General features: G+C 72.1%; 16 protein-coding genes. 14 read left to right on the forward strand and 2 right to left on the reverse strand.

The window, feature by feature from the left end; genetic code table 11:
* Positions 1 to 41 precede the first annotated feature (41 nt).
* A complete protein-coding gene (locus K6T13_RS06950) occupies positions 42 to 1,541 on the reverse strand; it encodes a leucyl aminopeptidase (protein ID WP_222897771.1) in 1,500 nt (499 codons plus the stop codon).
* 106 nt (positions 1,542 to 1,647) lie between these two features.
* Between K6T13_RS06950 and gcvT the strand changes: the two genes are divergently transcribed.
* From gcvT to K6T13_RS06980, 6 genes are read left to right on the forward strand one after another with little or no spacing between them, the layout of a single operon-like run.
* Positions 1,648 to 2,757, forward strand: coding sequence for a glycine cleavage system aminomethyltransferase GcvT (gcvT, locus tag K6T13_RS06955; protein ID WP_222897772.1), 1,110 nt, complete (start codon positions 1,648 to 1,650; stop codon positions 2,755 to 2,757).
* The gene (locus K6T13_RS06960; protein ID WP_222897773.1) at positions 2,757 to 3,014 is read left to right on the forward strand and encodes a hypothetical protein; all 258 of its coding nucleotides are present in this window, start codon (positions 2,757 to 2,759) and stop codon (positions 3,012 to 3,014) included. The genes gcvT and K6T13_RS06960 overlap by 1 nt, the downstream gene beginning before the upstream one ends.
* Positions 3,015 to 3,052: 38 nt before the next feature.
* Positions 3,053 to 4,555 carry a SigE family RNA polymerase sigma factor gene (locus K6T13_RS06965; protein ID WP_222897774.1) on the forward strand — a complete coding sequence of 501 codons (1,503 nt, stop codon included), beginning with the start codon at positions 3,053 to 3,055 and terminating at the stop codon, positions 4,553 to 4,555.
* Between the two features lie 29 nt (positions 4,556 to 4,584).
* Positions 4,585 to 5,415, forward strand: a complete 831-nt coding sequence (locus K6T13_RS06970) for a PhzF family phenazine biosynthesis protein (RefSeq protein ID WP_222897775.1) — start codon at positions 4,585 to 4,587, stop codon at positions 5,413 to 5,415.
* Positions 5,416 to 5,424: 9 nt separating this feature from the next.
* A complete protein-coding gene (locus K6T13_RS06975) occupies positions 5,425 to 6,219 on the forward strand; it encodes a thymidylate synthase (RefSeq protein WP_222897776.1) in 795 nt (264 codons plus the stop codon).
* Positions 6,216 to 6,701, forward strand: coding sequence for a dihydrofolate reductase (locus K6T13_RS06980; protein ID WP_222897777.1), 486 nt, complete (start codon positions 6,216 to 6,218; stop codon positions 6,699 to 6,701). Before K6T13_RS06975 ends, K6T13_RS06980 begins: the two co-directional genes overlap by 4 nt.
* A 42-nt stretch (positions 6,702 to 6,743) precedes the next feature.
* On the opposite strand, the gene K6T13_RS06985 is transcribed toward K6T13_RS06980, so the two are convergent.
* Positions 6,744 to 8,312 (reverse strand): CHAP domain-containing protein, encoded by a 1,569-nt coding sequence (locus tag K6T13_RS06985; RefSeq protein WP_222897778.1) that lies wholly within the window; start codon positions 8,310 to 8,312, stop codon positions 6,744 to 6,746.
* A gap of 149 nt (positions 8,313 to 8,461) precedes the next feature.
* Between K6T13_RS06985 and dapA the strand changes: the two genes are divergently transcribed.
* From dapA to K6T13_RS07025, 8 genes are all read left to right on the forward strand, one after another.
* On the forward strand, positions 8,462 to 9,364 hold the full coding sequence (gene dapA, locus K6T13_RS06990; RefSeq protein ID WP_222897779.1) for a 4-hydroxy-tetrahydrodipicolinate synthase: 903 nt from the start codon (positions 8,462 to 8,464) through the stop codon (positions 9,362 to 9,364).
* 26 nt (positions 9,365 to 9,390) lie between these two features.
* Complete coding sequence (locus K6T13_RS06995; RefSeq protein WP_222897780.1) at positions 9,391 to 11,082, forward strand: ribonuclease J; 1,692 nt, start codon at positions 9,391 to 9,393, stop codon at positions 11,080 to 11,082.
* Between the two features lie 17 nt (positions 11,083 to 11,099).
* Positions 11,100 to 12,884 (forward strand): ATP-binding protein, encoded by a 1,785-nt coding sequence (locus K6T13_RS07000; protein WP_222897781.1) that lies wholly within the window; start codon positions 11,100 to 11,102, stop codon positions 12,882 to 12,884.
* A gap of 185 nt (positions 12,885 to 13,069) precedes the next feature.
* Positions 13,070 to 15,604, forward strand: coding sequence for a DNA translocase FtsK (locus tag K6T13_RS07005; RefSeq protein ID WP_222897782.1), 2,535 nt, complete (start codon positions 13,070 to 13,072; stop codon positions 15,602 to 15,604).
* On the forward strand, positions 15,604 to 17,436 hold the full coding sequence (locus K6T13_RS07010; RefSeq protein WP_222897783.1) for a helix-turn-helix domain-containing protein: 1,833 nt from the start codon (positions 15,604 to 15,606) through the stop codon (positions 17,434 to 17,436). Before K6T13_RS07005 ends, K6T13_RS07010 begins: the two co-directional genes overlap by 1 nt.
* 67 nt (positions 17,437 to 17,503) lie before the next feature.
* Positions 17,504 to 18,943, forward strand: a complete 1,440-nt coding sequence (rimO, locus tag K6T13_RS07015; protein WP_222897784.1) for a 30S ribosomal protein S12 methylthiotransferase RimO — start codon at positions 17,504 to 17,506, stop codon at positions 18,941 to 18,943.
* Complete coding sequence (gene pgsA, locus K6T13_RS07020) at positions 18,940 to 19,572, forward strand: CDP-diacylglycerol--glycerol-3-phosphate 3-phosphatidyltransferase (protein WP_222897785.1); 633 nt, start codon at positions 18,940 to 18,942, stop codon at positions 19,570 to 19,572. The genes rimO and pgsA overlap by 4 nt, the downstream gene beginning before the upstream one ends.
* Before the next feature lie 180 nt (positions 19,573 to 19,752).
* Entirely contained in the window at positions 19,753 to 21,990 is a 2,238-nt protein-coding gene (locus K6T13_RS07025; RefSeq protein WP_222897786.1) for a bifunctional metallophosphatase/5'-nucleotidase, read from the forward strand.
* Positions 21,991 to 22,026: the final 36 nt, after the last annotated feature.

Consider the following 22,026-nt stretch of genomic DNA (forward strand, 5'->3'; position numbering starts at 1 on the left):
CGGGGTGACCCGGACCGTCGCTGCCGGGCAGCGAGACCGGGCTAGGCCGAGGCGAGGCTGCGGGCGTACTCCACGACGGTGGTGACCGCGAACCCGGTGCCGCCGACGGTGACGTGACCGTAGGGCGAGCCGGAGTGGAACGAGGGGCCGGCGATGTCGAGGTGCGCCCACGGCATGCCCTCGGTGAACTCCTGGAGGAACGCCCCGGCGTAGAGCCCGCCGCCCATCCGGTTCCAGTCGTGCTGGAGCAGGTCGGCGATCTTGCTGGCGCGCACCCGCTCGGTCATCGACTCCGGCAGCGGCATCGCCCAGTGCGACTCGCCGGCGACCTCGGCGGCCGCGAGCACGCCCGCGACCACGTCGTCGGCACCCATGACGCCGCCGACCCGGTCGCCGAGGGCGAGCACCATGTGACCGGTCAGGGTGGCGACGTCGAGGATCACGTCGGGCTTGGCCTCGGTGGCCCGCACCAGGGCGTCGGCCAGGATCAGCCGGCCCTCGGCGTCGGTGTTGAGCACCTCGACGGTCTTGCCGCCGTACATCCGCAGCACGTCGCCGGGGCGCGTCGCGCTGCCGGAGACCATGTTCTCGGCCATCGGCACGAAGGTGCTCACCTGCACGGGCAGCTGCAGCGCGGCGATGGCCAGGGTCGCCTGCACGACGGCAGCGGCGCCGGCCATGTCCGACTTCATGTCGTGCATGCCCTGGGCGGGCTTGATGGACAGCCCGCCGGAGTCGAACGTCACGCCCTTGCCGACCAGCGCCAGGTGGGCCTCGGCGTTCTTGGGGGCATAGCTGAGCTCGACCAGTCGCGGCGGCGCGTCCGAACCGGCGCCCACCCCGAGGATCCCGCCGCAGCCGAGCTCGGCCAGCGACTTCTCGTCGTGGACGGTGACCTTCACCTTGGTGCGGCCGCGGCCCTTGCCCACGGCGTGCGCGGCCTCCTCGACGGCCTCCGCGAACGCCGGCGGGCGCAGGTCGCCGGGCGGGGTGTTGACCCAGTCGCGGGTCGTGGCGACCGCGTCGGCCAGCACCTGGGCCGCCTCGAAGGCGTCGGACACCTCCGACTTCCGGGCAGCGTCGCTGAGGACGGTCACGGTGCCCGGCGCGGAGCTGTCACTCGACTGCTTGTAGGTGGTGAACGTGTAGCCGCCGAGCCGGAACCCCTCGGTCACCGCCCGGACCAGCTCGGGGGACTCGGCCGGGAGGGCGAGCGCCACCGACGCAGCGTTGGGCACCGAGCGCGCGGCGACACCCGCGCCACGACGTACGGCGACCTGGTCGGTGTCCTCGCCGAGCCCGACGAGCACCAGCAGCGAGGACGAGATGGTCCCGTTGGTGGGGATCTTGTGGACCTCCCCGGCCTTGCCCGTGACGCCGAGGCTCGCCAGCAGCGGCCGGAACTTGCGGCCCCAGGCCTTTTCGACAGCCTCACCGCCAGCGGCGACGCGAGGGCCGTCCTCGTGCTTCACCACCCCGACCACGAGGGCATCGACACGGGTCTTCGCAGGGTTGGTCGCACGCAGCTGGTAAGTCGTCACCGGGGCAGGATAGTCACGGCGGCTCGCGCACGGGCCGCCCGGTGGCAACCGGCCCCGCCCCGGCCTGTCGCGGGCCGGGCGGGAGCGCCCGGGCTAGGGTCGGAGCATGGGTGAGTCCGTGCCGTTGCAGTCGCCGCTCCATGATCGTCACGTCGCGCTGGGCGCCAAGTTCGCCGACTTCGGCGGGTGGACCATGCCGCTCGAGTACCCCTCGGGGACCGTGGCCGAGCACTCCGCCGTCCGGTCGACGGTCGGGATCTTCGACGTCAGCCACCTGGGCAAGGCCCTCGTGACCGGTCCCGGGGCGGCCGAGCTGATCAACGCCACGTTGAGCAACGACCTCGGCAAGATCCAGCCCGGCAAGGCGCAGTACACGCTCTGCTGCGACGACGCGACCGGCGGCATCGTCGACGACCTCATCGCCTACTACCAGGACGACCAGCACGTGCTGCTGGTCCCCAACGCCGCCAACACCGCCGAGGTGCTGCGCCGGCTGCGCGACCAGGCCCCCGACGACGTCCAGGTGCTCGACCACCACACCACGTACGCCGTGATGGCGGTCCAGGGCACCAGGTCCGACGAGGTGCTCTCGGCGGTCGGCCTCCCGGTCGGCCACGACTACATGTCCTTCGTCGAGGCCGACTGGAACGGGTCCGGCGTCGTCGTCTGCCGCACCGGCTACACGGGGGAGCGGGGGTATGAGCTGATCTGTCACAACGACGTCGCCGGTGAGCTGTGGGACCGGCTGCTCGAGGCGGGCGAGCCCCTGGGGATGCTGCCGTGCGGTCTCGGCGCCCGCGACACCCTCCGCACCGAGATGGGCTACCCGCTGCACGGCAACGACATCTCCCTCGACGTCACCCCCAACGAGGCCCGTCTCGGCTGGGCGGTCGGCTGGAAGAAGGAGGCCTTCTGGGGGAGGGAGGTCCTGCTGAAGGAGAAGGAGGAGGGACCCAAGCGCGTGCTCCGCGGCCTCGTCGCCACCGGACGCGGCATCCCCAGGCCGGGCATGAGTGTGACGCTGACGCAGGACGTGCCGCTGGGCGACGTCACGTCGGGCACCTTCAGCCCGACGCTGCGCAAGGGCATCGGCATGGCCCTGATCCCCACGTCGGTCGATCCCGACGCCGAGGTCGGCGTCGACATCCGCGGCCGCCGCGAGATCTTCCAGCTGGCGCGACCGCCGTTCGTCGACACCAGCGTCCGGGAGGCCTGATGAACCTCCCTGAGCAGCCCTCGACCTTCCGGCCGCCGTCGCCCGCGGAGCGGCCCTGGTGGTGGCGTCTGGAGGACGCCGCCGGCGAGGAGGTCGACGTCCCCGAGGCGTACGCCGGGCAGCGGTTCACCAGCCAGGCCGACGCCGAGTCGTGGGTCGGCGAGATCTGGTCGGAGCTGGCGGCGGAGGGTGTCGACCGGGTGACGCTCTTCGAGCACGACCGTTCCGTCTACGGGCCGATGTCCCTGCATCCCTGACCCATCGAGGCCGACCACGGCTCCGAACACCCCGCGTCATGGCCCGCGACGACTCCGAGTTCTCCGCCTGGGTGACGGCACGCTGGCCGGACCTGGTCCGCGCGCTCGTCTTCCTCGGCCATCCGCCGCCTGATGCCGAACGGATCGCCCTCGAGGCCCTGGCGCGGGTGCTCCCGGCGTGGGAGCGGCTGCGCCGCGAGGACGACGTCGACGTCGCCCTCTACCGCGAGGCCTTCGACGAGCGCCGACGCTGGCCGACCGGCGAGGCCGTCCGCGGCGAGGACGCCGACGTCCTGCCGGGTCTCACCGAGCAGGCCGAGCGCCGGGCCGAGGTCGAGGCAGCGCTTGCCGCGATGCCACCGGCGGACCGGGCGGCGCTGGTGCTCCGCGACCTGGCCGAGCTCGCCGACGAGCAGGTGGCCGCCGTCCTCGGCGAGCGCCCCCGGGTGGACGGACCGAGCACCGAAGACGTGCGGTTCGCCGCCGGCGCGGTGCCTGTCGCCTCCGTCCATGCCGACGACGTGCGCGACCGGCTCCGCGCCCGGCGCCGCCGTGCCTGGCGACGCGGCGTCGGGACCGTCGCCGCCCTCGGTCTGGTCCTGGCGGCCGTCGTCTGGTGGACCGGCCGCCCGGAGGGGATGGGCGAGGTCCGCCCCGCCACCAACCCGCTGCCGGTGCCCTGGTACGCCGACGGCGTGCTCCACCTGGCCGAGGTGGAGGTCGACCTGGACGGCGTACGCCGGCTGGTGGTCGTGCCCGACGGCGTGGTGCTGAGCGACGAGGACGGTGACGTCGTCATGGTCGACGAGGCCGGCGTCCAGCAGCAGATCGGCGACACCGTCCCGGACTCGCCGCTGGTTGCCGAGGCCGAGACGGGGTGGGTCGGGTGGGCCGACCCCGGCACCGGCACCCCGGAGCTCGTCGTGCACGACACCACCCGGGCCCGCGAGATCGGCCGTCGCTCCCTCGCCGTCCCGGGCGCGGGCAACGGCCAGCCCGTGGGGGACGACCGGCCGATCGCGATCGACGACGGGCGCGTCTACTTCGACGCCGACGACACGGTGTTCGCCTGGGAACCCCTGAAGACCAACGCGGCCTTCGGAATCGCCGGGACGCTCGTCGACGCCGCGAGCGGGTCCCGGCTGGTCGGGCACGCCGAGGGGCTGCTGGTGAAGTCGAGCGCCTTCTCCGTCGGCACGCTCGTCCCCGCCGTCGAGGGGAGCCTGACCCGGGACGGCCGCTACGCCTTCGCCCGCGACGAGTTCGCCGAGATGGTCGTCTACGACGTCATGACGGGTCAACCGATCGAGCGGATGTACTCGCCCAGCGACGTCGCCGTCTCCTGGGGGTACGTCGACGACGGCAGCTTCCTCTTCGCGGTGCTCCACAAGCTGCAGGACAAGACCTACCAGGACACCCTCCAGATGCCCTCGGAGGGTGAGTACCGCATCTACCACTGCGACCCGCTGCGCGCCGACCCGTGCGAGAAGATCGCCGAGGTCGACGGCGACCTCCCGGAACCGCCGATCATCGCCCGGTGAGCAGCAGCCGTCAGCAGTAGGGTCGACGGGTGCGCTACTTCCGCCAGGTGGACGTGTTCGGTGGCCAGCGGCTGGGCGGCAACCCGGTCGCCGTGGTGCACGACGCCGACGGGCTCGACGACGACCTGCTGCAGGACTTCGCCCGCTGGACCAACCTGAGCGAGACGACCTTCCTGCTGCCGCCGACCAGCCCGGACGCGGACTACCGGCTGCGGATCTTCACCCCCGCCGAGGAGCTGCCCTTCGCGGGGCACCCCACCCTCGGCTCGGCGCACGCGTGGCTGGAGGCCGGTGGCGAGCCCCGCGGCGGTGACCGGCTGGTGCAGGAGTGCGGCGCGGGCCTGGTGACCGTGCGGCGTACTGGCTCCCGCCTGGCCTTCGCCGCACCCCCGCTGGTGCGCTCCGGCGCGGTCGCGGACGACGACCGGGCCCGGCTCGTGCGGGCGCTGCGCATCGCCGACGACGACGTCGTCGACCTCGCCTGGGTCGACAACGGACCCGGCTGGGTGGCCGTCCTGCTCCGTGACGCCGAGACGGTGCTCTCCCTCGACCCGGACTGGTCGGCCCTGGTCGGGATGGACGTCGGTGTGGTGGGCCCGCGCGAGGGCGGCGACACCGCGTGCGAGGTGCGCGCCTTCTGCCCCGGGATGGGGATCCCGGAGGACCCGGTCACCGGCTCCCTCAACGCCGGCATCGGCATGTGGCTGGCAGGCACCGTCCTGCCGACGGCGTACGTCGCCGCCCAGGGGACCGCGATCGGCCGCACGGGCCGGGTCCACGTCGCACGCGAGGGCGACGAGGTGTGGGTGGGCGGGGACACCACGACCGTGCTCCACGGCCAGGTGTCGTTGACGCCGTAGGCTGCAGCCGTGCAGCAGTACCTCGACCTCCTCCAGCGTGTCCTCGACGAGGGTGTCGACAAGGGCGACCGCACCGGCACCGGCACCTCCTCGGTCTTCGGCCACCAGATGCGGTTCGACCTGACCGAGGGCTTCCCGCTGGTGACCACCAAGAAGATCCACACCCGCTCGGTGTTCGGCGAGCTGCTGTGGTTCCTGCGCGGCGACACCAACGTGAAGTGGCTCCAGGACCGCGGCATCACCATCTGGGACGAGTGGGCCGACGACGACGGTGACCTCGGTCCCGTCTACGGCTACCAGTGGCGCTCGTGGCCCGCGCCGGACGGCCGTCACGTCGACCAGGTCCAGCAGGTGATCGAGCAGATCCGCCGAGACCCCGACAGCCGCCGCCACATCGTCAGCGCCTGGAACGTCGCGGACATCCCGCAGATGGCGCTGGCGCCGTGCCACGCGTTCTTCCAGTTCTACGTCGCGCAGGGGCGGCTGTCGTGCCAGCTCTACCAGCGCAGCGCCGACGTCTTCCTCGGCGTGCCCTTCAACATCGCCTCCTACGCGCTGCTGACCCACATGGTCGCGCAGGTGACGGGGCTCGAGGTCGGCGACTTCGTGCACACGCTGGGCGACGCCCACCTCTACAGCAACCACGTCGACCAGGCGCGGCTGCAGCTGACGCGCGAGCCGCGACCGCTGCCGCGGCTGGTGCTCGACCCCGCGGTCACGGAGATCGACGCCTTCGACCTCGACCACATCGGTGTCGAGGGCTACGACCCCCACCCCGGCATCAAGGCACCCATCGCCGTATGAGCCCGTCCGACCGGCGGGTCGTCGCCGTCGCGGCGTACGCCGAGAACCGGGTGATCGGCGACCACGGCCGGATCCCGTGGCACATCCCGGACGACTTCGCCCACTTCAAGTCCCTCACGCTCGGTCACACCCTGGTGATGGGCCGGCTCACCTTCGACTCGATCGGCAGGCCGCTGCCGGGCCGACGCACGATCGTGGTCACCCGCAGCCCCGACTGGGGGGCGGAGGGGGTCGAGGTCGTCCACTCGGTGCCCGACGCGCTCGAGCTCGCGGCGACCTACGACGGCGACACGATCGTGTCGGGAGGGACCCAGATCTACGCGGCTGCGATGCCGGCGCTCACCCACCAGGTGCTGACCGAGGTGCACCGCGTCGTCGACGGCGACGCCCACTACCCGGAGTTCGACCTGTCCGAGTGGCGGGAGACGCGACGCGTCAGCCGGCCCGACCTCGACTGGGTCTGGTGGGAACGCACCCGCTGACCGACGCCCCGAAGGGACGCAGGTCCGGGCGCAGGGCTCCGCTCAACGGCGGACGACCAGGCGGCACTCCTCGCCGACCGCGCACAGCACCGGCCCGTTCTTGCGAACGCCCCAGCGACCGTGACCGACGCCGCGACCGTTGCTGACGCCCCGGCCCCAGGTGAGCCGGTCCTCGTCGAGGACGGTGCAGGTCGGGCGTCCCGCGGCGACCCGGCAGAAGGCGACCCCTCGGCCGGTGGCGAGGAAGGCACGGGAGTGCACGTCGCCGGCGGTGGCGTGCAGCGTGCGGCGCTGCTTGGCCCAACCGCGTTCGGTGAGCACCTGGCAGCCCGCCTTGCCGTTCACCACCGCACAGCGGGCGGGACCGGTGCTCGAGGCGACCCACACGGCCGACGGGGGAGTCGCCCGGGGTCGGCTGACCTGGTCGAAGCCCCAGCTGAGCGTCGCCAGGTCGAAGGCCGTGCACGCGTCGCGGTTGCCCCGGAACTGGCGGCAGAACCAGATCGTCGCCTCGCCGTCGCCGACGAAGGCCCGCGTGCCGAGGACCCCGCGTTCGACGGGGCGCCCGGTGCGGACGACGCGCCACCCGTCCAGCGTGCGCACCCGGCACCCGACCTGCTGGCCGCGGCTGGCGGCCAGCCGACCGCACAGCACGGGGCCCGAGCCGGTGTCGACCTCGGTGGCCCGCAGGAACGGCCCGGGCCGGACGGGCCGGTCCTGGCTGACCCCGGCGGCGGCAGGCTTGGAGACGTTGCCGGCGGCGTCGTGGGCGCGCACGGTGTAGCGGTAGTTCTGGCCGGCCGAGGCGGTCCGGTCGACGTACGCCGGCTCGGTGGTCTCCGCGAGGGGCACACCGTTGCGGAGCACCCGGTAGCCGGCGACCCCGACGTCGTCGGCGGAGGCCTTCCACCGGAGCGTCACGCCGCGGTCGACGTGGCTGGCCGCGACCGGCCGCGGGCGCTGCGGAGCCGTGACGTCCACCGGCACCACGTCGGCCACGTGGATGAACTTGTCGGGCCAGCCGGCACCACCGGGGTAGACCGTCACGACGTGGAAGCCGTTGTGGCCGTCGGTGTTCATCTCCGAGATGACGATGCTGCCGTCGCTGTTGACCTCTTCGACGTAGGAGACGTGGCCTCGGGCATACCACCCGATCGACCCGCTGGCGGGCACCTTGTTGCGCAGGTACCCGGTCTTCTTCGCCGCCTTCGCCCAGTCGCGGGCGTTGCCCCAGTGGGCCCCGTCGAAGTAGTTGTGGAAGTGGACCCCGTTGCGCTGGGCGAGCCGGAAGGCGACCCAGGAGGTGCACTGGCCCTGGAAGTAGCCACGGCCGTCGTTGACGCAGCCGCTGCTCGACACGTCCCCCTCGTAGCAGTCAGGCGCCGCCGGCCAGGGGTAGCCGAAGGTGTCGTGGGCCAGGTTGGTGCCGGGGGTACCGGTCCACACCGGTTCCTTGTCCTTCTTGCCGCCGCCGGCCACGGGCTTCGCCGAGGCGCCGTGCCCCTTCGACCCGCCGGGCGCTGCGGACAGGGGACCGGCGGCCGTCATCATCGTGGCCACCACGACGACTGAGGCCAGCAGCACGCGCCAGGCACGGACGCGTTCGCCCACGATCGACACCCGATCCTCCAGGAATGCGCCCGGGATACGGGGGACGGGCGCGCGATCATCGTGGAGTCGGCACCGGGGCGCGCGAGGCGAAACCGCGAAACATGACTCGGACGGACTAGGCCACCCGGGTGAGCCGATACCCTGACCGTATGACGTCTGGCACCACCCCCGAGGCCCCCTTCGGACGGATCCTGACGGCGATGGCCACCGCTTTCGGCCCCGACGGCTCGGTCGACCTCGACCAGACCGCGGCCATCGCCGCCCACCTCGTCGACCACGGCCACGACGGTGTGGTGGTGAGCGGCACCACGGGGGAGTCGCCGACCACCACGACGGCCGAGAACGGCGAGATCCTCCGGGCCGTCCGTGACGCGGTCGGCGACCGGGCCGCGGTCGTGGCCGGCGTCGGCACCAACGTGACCGCTCACTCGGTCGAGCTGGCCCGCCAGGCCGCCAAGCTCGGAGCCGACGGGCTGCTGCTGGTCACCCCCTACTACAGCAAGCCGAGCCAGGGGGGCCTGCGCCACCACTTCACCGAGGTGGCCACCGCCACCGACGTCCCGGTCATGCTCTACGACGTACCCGGGCGCACCGGCACCGCGATCGCCCTCGACACCTACGAGGCCGTCAAGGAGCTCGCGCCCGTCGTCGCGGTCAAGGACGCGGTCGGCGACTTCGCTCGCGGTGTGCGCATCATGGAGCTCGGCTACGCCCTCTACTCCGGCGACGACCACGCACACCTCGGCTGGCTGGCCCACGGCGCCGCGGGGTTCGTGTCGGTGGTCGGCCACGCCTGTGGCCGGGAGCTCGCCTCCCTGGCGGAGGCCTACCTCGCCGGCGACCATGCCGGTGCCCTCGAGACCTACCGGCGCCTGCTGCCGGCGATGGACGCCGTGATGGCGGTCCCCAACTACGGCGCGACCACGGCGAAGGCCGCTCTCGAGCTGCTGGGCGTGATCGACAACCGGCGGGTGCGCTCGCCGCTGGTCCCGCTCGACGAGACCGAGGTCGAGGCGCTGCGACGCGGCCTCGAGGCCTCACGCCTGCTCTGACCGCACGACCGAACGAAAGCGACTGGATGTCACACCCCCACCCGGAACTGACCGCACCCCCCGAGCTGCCTGCCGGCGGCCTCCGCGTCACCCCCCTCGGGGGGCTGGGCGAGGTCGGCCGCAACATGACGGTCTTCGAGCACGACGGCCGGCTGCTCGTCGTCGACTGCGGGGTGCTCTTCCCCGAGGAGCACCATCCCGGCGTCGACCTGATCCTCCCCGACTTCGAACCCATCCGCGGCCGCCTCGACGACATCGAGGCGCTGGTGCTCACCCACGGCCACGAGGACCACATCGGAGCCACGCCGTTCCTGCTGCGCGAGCGCGGCGACATCCCGCTCGTCGGGTCCGAGCTCACCCTCGCCCTCCTCGACAGCAAGCTGCGCGAGCACCGGCTGCGCGAGACCGTCCACCACAAGGTCCAGGAGGGTGACCGGATCAGCCTCGGGCCCTTCGACCTCGAGTTCGTGGCGGTCAACCACTCGATCCCCGACGCGCTGGCCGTGGTGATCCGCACGGGTGCCGGGGTGGTCCTCCACACCGGCGACTTCAAGATGGACCAGCTGCCGCTCGACGGGCGGATCACCGACCTGCGGGCCTTCGCGCGGCTCGGCGAGGAGGGGGTCGACCTCTTCATGGTCGACTCCACCAACGCGGAGGTCCCGGGCTTCACCACCTCCGAGCAGGAGATCGGGCCCGTCCTCGAGCGGGTCTTCCACGAGAGCAGCCAGCGGATCATCGTGGCCTGCTTCGCCTCCCACGTGCACCGGGTGCAGCAGATCCTCGACGCCGCAGTCGAGCACGGTCGGAAGGTCGCCTACGTCGGCCGCTCGATGGTGCGCAACATGGGGATCGCCCGCGACCTCGGCTACCTGCGGGTCCCGCCCGGCGTCATGGTCGACGCCAAGGAGCTCGCGGACCTGCCGCCCGAGCAGCAGGTGCTCGTCTCCACCGGGTCGCAGGGCGAGCCGCTCTCCGCGCTCAGCCGGATCGCCCAGCGCAACCACAACTTCGTGCACATCGAGGAGGGCGACACCGTGGTGCTCGCCTCCAGCCTCATCCCCGGCAACGAGAACGCGGTCTACCGGGTGATCAACGGACTCTCCCGCTGGGGCGCCAACGTGGTCCACAAGGGCAACGCCCTCGTCCACGTCAGCGGTCACGCCAGCGCCGGGGAGCTCCTGTACTGCTACAACATCGTCCGACCTCGCAACGTCCTCCCCATCCACGGCGAGATCCGGCACATGCTGGCCAACGCGGCCCTGGCGCGGCGTACCGGCATCCCGGCCGACAACGTGGTGATCGCCGAGGACGGGGTGGTGGTCGACCTGGTCGACGGACAGGCCCGGATCGCGGGCAAGGTCGACTGCGGCTACGTCTTCGTCGACGGCTCCTCCGTGGGTGACATCACCGAGTCCGACCTCAAGGACCGGCGAATCCTCGGCGAGGAGGGGTTCATCTCTGTCATCGTTGTTGTTGACTCGGTTACCGGCAAGGTTGCCGGGGGCCCGGAGATCCATGCCCGGGGGTTCGCGGAGGACGACTCGACCTTCGACGACATCCGGCAGCCGATCATCGACGCCCTCGACCGCGCGGTGGCCGACGGAGTGGACGACAACTACCAGCTGCAGCAGACGGTGCGACGGGTCGTCGGCCGGTGGGTCAACAGCACCCACCGCAGGCGGCCGATGATCATCCCCGTGGTCATCGAGGCCTGAGCGAGGACGGAGATGGGATGCCCCGGTCAGAGACCTTTCCGGCGGAAGGGGTCCGGCGGCTCTACGAGCTGACCCGTCGGGTCACCTCGTCCGCCGACCTGGCCGAGGTGCTCGAGGAGATCGCGCAGGGTGTCGTCGACGGGCTGGGCTACGGCGTCGCCGCGATCTCCCGGCTGGAGGGCGACGTCCTGGTGATGGCAGCCGTCGCCGGCAACGACGAGGTCCGCGAGGAGATCGTGGGCCGGCGGACACCGGCCGAGCAGGTGCTCGGCCGGGAGTTCTCGATCGCCGACCACTGGGGCATCCTCCGGTTCGTGCCGCACGACCGGCAGCCCGAGGACCAGATCGAGAGCCTCTGGGTCCCCGACATCGAGGCCGGCGCGGAGCCGGACGCCTGGCACCCCCTGGACGCCCTCTACGCGCCGCTCTACTCCGCCGACGGCGTGCTGCTCGGCAACATGGCGGTGGACCTGCCGCCGGACAACAAGGTGCCCGACCAGCAGCAGCGTGACCTGCTGGAGATGTTCGTGGTGCAGGCCGGCCTGGCCCTGGAGAACGCGCAGCGACGCGAGCAGCTCAGCCGGCAGGTGATGCTCGGCGAGGCGCTGCGCCGGCTGACCACCGCCGGTGCGCACGGCGACCTCGACACGGCGCTGCGGGCGGCGGTGCTCGGGCTGACCGAGGCGATGGACGCCGCCCAGGTCTCCGTGCGGTGCTTCGGTGACACGGCCCACGACCAGGCCGACCTCGCGGCCGGCTTCCCCCGCGCCGCGGGCGTCCCGGGTGAGCTGGCACGGCTGCTCCGCCGCGACCTCACGCAGTGGGTGGAGGGCGGTGAGCTGCGTCCGCGACTGGTGACGGTCGACGGGCAGCACCCCGGCTTCGAGGCGTCCGGGCTGGCGCTGGTCCGTCACCTCCGCGACCACGGCTGGGCCGCCGCGCTGGTGACCCCCATCGCCCTGAGCCAGGAGCTGCTCGGCTACCTCGTCGTCATGACCATCAAGCCCGGGGTCCCCTTCCACCCCGAGGAGATCGAGGCGGCCAACGAGGCCGGCCGCGAGCTCGGCCGGCTGGTGCGCGACGCCCGGCTGCGGCGTACCGAGCGACGGCTGGTCGCCGAGCTCCGCGAGCTCGACCGCTACAAGGGCGAGCTGATCGCCACCATCTCCCACGAGCTCAAGACGCCGCTCACCTCGATCATCGGCCACACCGAGCTGCTGGAGGAGGCGGGTGTCCACCCGAGCTCGGTCGCGGCGATCGGTCGGAACGCCGCCCGGCTCGACCGGCTGGTCACCAACCTCCTCAACTACTCGCGGATCCAGGGCCGGCAGCAGCTCGACCGGGGCAAGGTCGACCTGGCGGAGCTGTGCCGCGGCACCCTCGACATGCTCGCCTTTCAGAGCCGGACCGCCGGCGTCGCGATGGCGCTGGAGGTGCCGACCGAGCAGGTCATCGTGTGGGGGGACGGCGAGGAGCTGCCCCGTGTGATCGACAACCTGTGCAGCAACGCGGTGAAGTACACCCCGCGGGGCGGGCAGGTGCGGGTCAGCGTCCGGGCGCGCCAGGGGATGGGCGAGGTCGTGGTGTGCGACACCGGCCTGGGCATCTCCCAGCAGGACCAGGTCCACCTCTTCTCGGCGTTCCACCGCTCCACCAACCCCGAGGCGCTGACCATCCCCGGCACCGGGCTCGGTCTCGCGATCTCGCGCACCATCGCCGAGCTCCACGGCGGCGACATCACGGTCGAGTCCGAGCTCGGCGAGGGCAGCACCTTCACGCTGCGCATCCCGCTGGTGGAGTGACGCCCCCGCGTCGTGGTCTCGACAGGCTCGACCGGCGTGGGGTCGGCCCGGAGGTTGAGGTGCGAGGAGCGCCGGCGACGAGCCTCGAAACCCCGGCAGGCTCGACCGGCGTGGGGTCGAGACAATGCGACGCGCTGCGCGTGTGGTCCGTGTGACTGGTGTGACGGTGGCCTAGCCTTCTCACCATGGCGACCCGTACGTCTTCCCCGCCGGGGTCGCGGAGCAAGAGCACGTCCAGGTCGACGTCCTCGAGCTCCCGATCACGGAGTACCCGCAAGGGCACCAGCGCGCGTTCGCGCGGCCGCGCGTCCACCAAGAGCCGCCGCCCGGCGCCCCGCGCCGTGCGCAGCGGCCAGGGCCCGGTCGCGCGCACCTTCGGCACCATCGGCCGTGGGGTGGGCGCCACCTGGATGGCCACCGCCCACGGCGTCGGTGCGGGTGCCCGGAAGGTCGGCGGCGCCGCTCGCGACCTCGAGCCCGAGCACCGCCGCGACGGCGTCGGGCTGTTCCTGATCGCGCTCGCCGTGATCGCTGCGGCCGCCGTGTGGTGGCAAGTGCCCGGTGGCGTGATGGACGTCGCGCGGACCGTCGTCTCGGGCTCGGTCGGCAAGGTCGGCTGGCTGGTGCCGGTGATGCTGGTCCTCATCGGCTGGCGCAACATGCGCGACCCCGAGCACAACGGCCCCGCCGGACGACAGGTGATCGGGTGGCTCGCGCTCGGCTTCGGCGTGCTCGGCATCGTCCACATCGCCAGCGGCAACCCGCAGCCCGAGCTGGGCGACGCGAGCCAGCTGCAGTTCGGCGGCGGTGCGATCGGCTTCGTGGTCTCGAGCCTGCTGCTCGACCTGCTGCGTTCGTCCTTCGTCGTGGTGCCGCTGCTCGTGCTGCTCGCGGCGTTCGGGGTGCTCGTCATCACGGCCACGCCCGTCTACCAGGTCCCGGCCAAGCTGGCTGCGCTCCGTGACCAGATGCTCGGCCGCCAGCCCGCCGACTCCGACGCCGAGGAGACCCAGCCGGTCCGCGCGCGGCGCGGTCGAGGGGAGGACGTCGACCCTGACATGGGCGACCCCGCCTACGACACGCCGGTGCTCGCCGACCGCGAGCTCAAGAAGCGTCGCCGCAAGGCGCCCGAGGCGGACGCGGACGAGCAACCGACCGAGCAGACCCCCGTGGTGGAGGGCAAGGACGAGCTCGAGCCGCCGCCGCACAGCCCGATCCCGCAGCGCGTGGAGCAGCTGTCGCTCTCCGGTGACATCGCCTACACGCTGCCCGACAACTCCGCACTCAAGCCCGGCTCCCCCCACAAGTCGCGCTCCCGGGCCAGCGACGAGGTGGTGGGCCGGCTCACCCAGGTGCTCGAGGAGTTCGGGATCGACGCCCAGGTCACCGGCTACACCCGCGGCCCGACCGTCACGCGCTACGAGGTCGAGCTCGGCCCGGCGGTGAAGGTGGAGAAGGTCACCGCGCTCTCGAAGAACATCGCCTACGCGGTGGCGTCGGCCGACGTGCGGATCCTCAGCCCCATCCCCGGGAAGTCGGCCATCGGGATCGAGATCCCCAACATCGACAAGGAGATCGTCTCGCTCGGCGACGTGCTGCGCTCGGGCACCGCCCGGTCCGACCACCACCCGATGGTGGCCGGGCTCGGGAAGGACGTGGAGGGCGGCTTCGTCGTCGCCAACCTGGCCAAGATGCCGCACCTGCTGGTCGCCGGTGCCACCGGCTCCGGCAAGTCGTCCTTCATCAACTCGATGATCACCTCGGTGCTGATGCGCGCGACGCCCGACGAGGTGCGGATGATCATGGTCGACCCCAAGCGGGTCGAGCTCAACGCCTACGAGGGCGTGCCCCACCTGATCACGCCCATCATCACCAACCCCAAGAAGGCCGCCGAGGCGCTGCAGTGGGTCGTGCGCGAGATGGACATGCGCTACGACGACCTGGCCAACTTCGGCTTCCGCCACATCGACGACTTCAACAAGGCCGTGCGGGCCGGCAAGGTCGAGGTGCCTCCCGGCAGCGAGCGTGAGCTGGCGCCGTACCCCTACCTGCTGGTGATCGTGGACGAGCTCGCCGACCTGATGATGGTCGCCCCGCGTGACGTCGAGGACGCCGTCGTCCGCATCACCCAGCTGGCACGCGCCGCGGGCATCCACCTGGTGCTCGCGACGCAGCGGCCCAGCGTCGACGTGGTGACCGGCCTGATCAAGGCCAACGTGCCGTCCCGCCTGGCCTTCGCGACCTCGTCGCTCGCCGACAGCCGGGTCATCCTGGACCAGCCGGGCGCCGAAAAGCTGGTCGGGCAGGGTGACGGGCTGTTCCTGCCGATGGGGGCCTCGAAGCCGGTCCGCGTCCAGGGCTCCTGGGTCACCGAGGCCGAGATCCACCAGGTGGTCACCCACTGCAAGCAGCAGCTCGAGCCGACGTACGTCGAGGAGGTCACGGCCCCGCAGCAGTCCAAGCGGGAGCTCGACGACGACATCGGGGACGACATGGAGCTCGTCGTGCAGGCCATCGAGCTGGTGGTGTCGACCCAGTTCGGCTCCACGTCGATGCTGCAGCGCAAGCTCCGCGTCGGCTTCGCGAAGGCGGGCCGGCTGATGGACATCCTCGAGAGCCGAGGCGTGGTCGGACCCAGCGAGGGGTCCAAGGCGCGCGACGTGCTCGTGAAGCCCGACGAGATCGACGGCGTGATCGCCACCGTGCAGGGGGAGGCCTGATGAGCAGCGTTGGTCCAGCACCCGTCTTCCACGACGACGACAGCGAGCCGGTCGAGGACGAGCAGTCCCACACCACGCTCGCCCTGGCGCCGGAAGCGGTGGTCGTGCGTCGCAACGCCGGGCTAGCGGCGCTCGTGGGCGGACTCGCCGCAGCGATCGCCATCGGCTACCTCGCCCGCGCCGCCGAGACCGGAGCCGTGCTCGACTGGGTGCTGGCGGGCGCGCTGGGCGTGCTCGGCATCGCCCACCTGGCGGCGCTCGTCGACGCCCGGACCCCGCTCCTGGTGGCCGACTCCCAGGGGGTGCGGCTGCGGCTGGGCCGCTCCTGGCGGGGCCTGCCCTGGGGGGCGTTGAGCCGGGTCGAGCACCTGCCGCGTCGTGGCCCGATCCGCGACGGCCGGCTGGTCATGGTCGTGCACAACCCGGCCCGGTTGCTCGAGGAGCTCGACGGCGCCTCACGACGCCAGTCGCGGCTCAGCGAACGCCTCTACGGAGCCCCCTTCGCGGTGCCGCTGGGTCTCTCCACGCGCATCGACGGTGCCGGGGAGGACCTCACCGCCGCACTCACGGCGCTGGCGGGGGAGCACAGCCGGGTCGTCGAGGTGGCGCCGGCCGTGGACGCCGCACCGTCCGCCGACGAGCCGACGCGCGAGCCCCAGGACCCGGTCGCGCTCGCCGAGCCGGACGACGCCCCTCAGGTCGTCTCCGGGGGCGACTCCGAGGCGGTCCCCGAGGTCCCCGAGGTGGTCGACGAGGAGCACGGGCTCCGCGAGCTCAAGCCCCGGCTCGCCCACGCGCTGTTCCGCGTGTCCGGCCTGTTCCAGCGGGAGCGGGACGCGGAGGTCCCGGAGGGCGCCCCGCAGCTCGAGGCGAGCGCGACGCCGAGCCCGTTGCGGGAGTCCGTGACCGCCTCGCGGGTGGAGGTGCGGCGCGAGATCCCCGAGGACGAGGGGTCCGAGCCTCACGAGGCGCCCGCCGGGAAGGAGCTCCGCCGGCCCGGGAGCGTCAGCCTGGTCGAGGACACGGTGGTGTGGAGCGAACGGGTCGCCCCGATCGCCAAGCCCGGCAACGCGGTCGAGCCGCTGCTGATCGACGACTACGCCGTCGAGCCGGCCGAGGACCCCGTCATCGGGCCGGAGTTCGCGGCCGCGCGGACCCGGCTCGGACTCACCGTGGACCAGCTCGCCGACCGCACCCGGATCAGGCCCCACGTCATCGAGTCGATCGAGGTCGACGACTTCACCCCCTGCGGCGGCGACTTCTACGCCCGCGGCCACCTGCGCACCCTCGCCCGCGTGCTGGGTGTCGACGTGGCACCGCTGCTCGCGACGTACGACGAGCGGTACGCCGACGCGCCGATCAACCCGCGCCGGGTCTTCGAGGCGGAGCTGGCGACCGGTGCGCACGGCTCGATCCGTGGCACCCGTGGCGGACCCAACTGGTCGGTCCTCGTGGCCGCGGTGATGGCGCTGGTGCTGGCCTGGTCGGTGGCGCGGCTGGTCATGGACTCACCCAGCGAGCTCGGCAGCACCGCTCCGGTCCTGAACGGCTCGGCCGGCGTCGGCAACGGCGGCGGCCGGGCCGCCCCGGAGGTGCCGGTCGTGCTCACCGCGGCCGGCGGTGGGGCCCGCGTGGTGGTGCGCGACGGCACGGGGGCGGTCGTCTTCACCGGCAACCTGGCCTTCGGGGAGTCCACGACCCTCCAGGTGTCACCGCCGGTCCGGGTGCAGTCGACCGACGGCTCGCTCACCACGACGGTCGCGGGGAAGGAGCACGGCGAGCTGGGTGCCACCGGCCAGCCGGCCCAGAACACCTTCACCGTCACGGAGTGACCGCGGTCACCGGGTGCGGCCGCCGACTCGGACGGAAGGCCTCTGAGGCGGCATACTCGTCCGGAGCATGACGACCTCGACCGACACCCCGACCGCGGGACGCTCCCACCTGCCCGACGAGCAGCTCTCCGTCGCCCTGGTGACGCTGGGGTGCGCCCGCAACGAGGTCGACTCCGAGGAGCTGGCCGGTCGGCTCGCGGCCGACGGGTTCCGGCTGGTGGCAGACGCCGAGGATGCCGACACCGTCGTGGTCAACACCTGTGGCTTCGTCGAGTCGGCCAAGAAGGACAGCGTCGACACCCTGCTCGAGGCCGCCGACCTCAAGGACGGCGGGCGCCCCCAGGCCGTCGTCGCGGTGGGCTGCCTCGCCGAGCGCTACGGCAAGGACCTCGCCTCCTCGCTGCCCGAGGCCGACGCGGTGCTCGGCTTCGACGACTACCCCGACATCGCCGCCCGACTGCGGGCCATCGTGGCGGGCGAGGCGCACCACCCGCACACCCCGCAGGACCGGCGACGGCTGCTGCCGATCACACCGGTGGAGCGCGGCAGCTCCGTCGACGACATCAGCGTGCCCGGCCTCGGCGGTCCCCGCGCCGTACGCCGCCGGCTCGAGGGTGGCCCCATGGCACCGCTCAAGCTGGCCAGCGGGTGCGACCGGCGCTGCTCGTTCTGCGCGATCCCGAGCTTCCGGGGCTCCTTCGTGAGCCGCCGTCCCTCCGACGTGCTGGGCGAGGCGGTGTGGCTGGCCGGTGAGGGGGTGAAGGAGCTCTTCCTGGTCAGCGAGAACTCCACCTCCTACGGCAAGGACCTCGGGGACCTCCGACTGCTGGAGACGTTGCTGCCTGAGCTGGCGGCGGTCGACGGCATCGAGCGGGTGCGGGTCTCCTACCTGCAGCCCGCCGAGACCCGGCCCGGCCTCGTCGAGGCCATCGCGTCGACCCCCGGCGTGGCCCCCTACTTCGACCTCTCCTTCCAGCACGCCAGCGGCGCGGTGCTGCGGCGGATGCGCCGGTTCGGTGACCCCGAGCAGTTCCTCGGCCTGCTGGAGAGGATCCGCGACCTCGCCCCGGACGCCGGGATCCGGTCCAACGTGATCGTCGGGTTCCCGGGCGAGACGGAGGAGGACCTCGAGACCCTGTGCGACTTCCTCGTCGAGGCCCGCCTCGACGTCACCGGGGTGTTCGGCTACTCCGACGAGGACGGCACCGAGGCAGCGACGTACGCCGGCAAGCTGGACGACGACGAGGTCCGGGCCCGGACCGCGCACGTCTCCGACCTGGTGGAGGAGCTCACGGCGCAGCGGGCGGCCGAGCGGGTCGGCGAGGTGGTGGAGGTGCTGGTCGAGTCCGTGGCCGACGGCTCGGTCGCGGGCCGGGCCGCCCAGCAGGGCCCGGAGGTCGACGGCACCACCTACCTCACCGACAGCCGTGCCGTCGTCGGTGACCTGGTGCGGGCCCGGGTCGTCGAGACCGAGGGCGTCGACCTGTACGCCGAGGAGCTGGCGTGACCGACGAGCCGAGGACCAGCAACCTCAACCTGCCCAACGCGCTGACGTCGCTGCGCATCCTCATGGTGCCCTTCTTCGCGTGGGCACTGCTGCAGGACGGCGGCGACTCGATCACCTGGCGGCTCGTGGCCTTCGCGATCTTCGTGGGCGCCATGATCACCGACAAGATCGACGGCGACCTGGCCCGCAAGCACGGGCTCGTCACCAACTTCGGCAAGATCGCCGACCCCATCGCCGACAAGGCGATCACGGGGATGGCCTTCATCGCGCTGTCGATCGTCGGCGACGTCTGGTGGTGGGTCACCATCCTCGTGCTGCTGCGCGAGTGGAGCGTCACCCTGCTGCGGCTCTCGGTGCTCAAGCACGTGGTGATCGCGGCCGCCCAGAGCGGCAAGCTCAAGACGACCCTGCAGGCGGTGGCGCTCTCCGGCCTGACCCTGCCGCTGCCGCACGGTGACGCCCACGGCGGCGCCTTCAACCGTTTCGGCGCTGCCGGGGAGGGGCTCTTCTACCTCGCCCAGGTCGCCCTCGTCGGCGCGGTCGCGATGACGCTGTGGTCGGGTTACGAGTTCTTCCGCGACGTGTGGCGGCAGCGCCACCAGCTGCGCCCGTCGACCGTCGACGACTGACCGTCGGGCGACACGAAAAAGTTTGCCCTGAAGGGTGGGTTGCCGCGGCCCGACGGCGGTTAGTGTGTGCGCGCTTCGACTCGAAGTCTCTCGGATCACACTCACCCGAAGGGCTATGCCGCCTTGTTCTCTGCTGCCACAACGCGCCGCCGGATCACCGGTCTCGCGGCGATCACGCTCGTGTCCACCACACCACTCGCCATCGGTCTGACCTCTGGAGCAGCGCATGCCGCTCCGGTCGCGGTCACGATCGTCGGAAGCAACGACTTCCACGGCCGCTTGATCCGGGACAACTTCGGCATCCCGGGGGCCGCGTACTACGCCAGCGCCGTGGACTCGATCCGCGCCGACAACCCCAACACGGTCTTCGCGGCAGCCGGAGACCTGATCGGCGCCACGACGTTCGAGTCCTTCATCAACCAGGACAAGCCGACCATCGACGTGCTCAACGCCATGGGCCTCGACGTGTCGGCCGTGGGCAACCACGAGCTCGACAAGGGCTGGGACGACCTGACCCAGCGGGTGATGCAGCCGGAGAGCGACGCCAACCCGAAGGGCGGCGCCCTGTGGGAGTACATCGCGGCCAACCTCATCGGTCCCGCCGGCGAGGAAGAGCTGATCGAGGACTCGTGGGTGGCCGAGGTCGCGGGGGCCAGGATCGGCTTCGTCGGTGCGGTCACGGAGGACCTGCCGTCGCTCGTCTCGCCGGCAGGCATCGAGGGCGTCCAGGTCACCGACGTCGTCGACGCGGTCAACACCGAGGCCGACCGTCTCGTCGCCGAGGAGAGCGCCGACATGGTGGTCATGCTCGTCCACGAGGGGGCGCCCCGCACCGACTGCGCCACCATGACCGACCCGTCGACGACCTGGGGCAACATCGTCTCCGGCGTCAACACCAACGTCGACGCGATCATCTCGGGCCACACCCACCTGGCCTACAACTGCTCGATCGCCGGGCGTCCGGTGGTCTCCGCGGGCCAGTACGGCGCCTACCTCAACCGCCTGGACTTCACCGTGGACCCCGAGGCCGGAACGGCGACGCTCAGCTCCCAGCAGCTGGTCGACGTCTACAACGGTGGGTTCGCGCCCGACGCGGAGGTCCAGGCGATCGTCGACCAGGCGGTCGAGGACGCGAAGGCACCGGGCTCGGTCCCGCTGGGCGAGATCGCCGCCCCGTTCAACCGGGCCCGTCAGTCCAACGGCACCTCCGAGAACCGGGGTGGCGAGTCGAGCCTCGGCAACGAGGTGGCCGAGGCCCAGCGCTGGGCGACCGGGACCGACATCGCCTTCATGAACCCCGGTGGGCTGCGCAACGACATGAAGGGCAACCCGGTGGACCCCGCCGCCGCGGAGCCGGTCTACGACTACCCGACCGACCTGACCTACCGGCAGGCCGCCGAGGTCCAGCCGTTCGCCAACACGATCGTGACGATGGACATGACCGGAGCCCAGATCGAGACGCTCCTGGAGCAGCAGTGGCAGCCCGGCAAGAGCCGCCCCTTCCTCAAGCTCGGCGTCTCCGAGGGCTTCTCCTACACCTACGAGAGCTACGACTCGAACCCCGACCCGGGCGTGACCGCCATGCGCGGCGAGATCGACCGGATGTGGCTCGACGGCCAGGCGGTCCGCTACGACCGCACCTACCGAGTGGCTGCCAACTCGTTCATCGCAGCCGGCGGTGACAGCTTCGCTGCCTTCACCGAGGCGACGGGCAAGCGTGACAGTGGTCAGGTGGACCTCGAGGCGATGGTCGACTACATGGCCGAGTTCGCTTCCGGGCAGCCGCTCGCCCCCGACTTCGGCCAGCGCGCCGTCGGGGTGTCGTGGCCCGAGGACGCGCCCTCCTCCTACGGCTCGGGCGACCAGGTCACCTTCGACCTGAGCTCGCTCGCGATGACCGCCCCGGGCGACCGGCAGGACCAGCGACTCGTGGTCCGGTTCGACGGCAAGCGCATCGGCACGACGCCGGTCGACAACAGCGTGGTCGACACCTTCGACGAGGCCGGCCGGGCCACGGTCGACGTGGTGCTGCCGCGCTACGCCGGTGACCCCGACGAGATCACCCTGGTCGGCCGTGCCACCGGCACCCGGCTCACGATCCCGTTCGCCACGGAGGCCCAGTCGAGGTCGATGTCGGAGATGGGCCTGGCCCGCAAGCCCCAGCGAGTCGTCCGCGGCGAGACCCGGACCCTCATCCGGGCCATCGTGCTCGTCGACGGCGAGCCGGCCGCAGGCCGGGTCGTCATGCGGGGCGGCGGGCAGAGCCACCTGACCCGACTCGACGACCGAGGTCGCGCCGTCGTCCGGTTCCAGCCGTTCGACAACGTCGGCCGCAAGGTCGTGCGAGTGCGCTACCTCGGCGACGACGCCACCCGCGGCACCGCCCAGAAGATCGGCTTCCGGGTCCACCGGAGGTGATCCCGACGGGGTGGGGCCGACCGGCCCCACCCCGTT

Source organism: Nocardioides coralli, from assembly GCF_019880385.1.
GTDB classification, from domain to species: Bacteria; Actinomycetota; Actinomycetes; order Propionibacteriales; family Nocardioidaceae; genus Nocardioides; species Nocardioides coralli.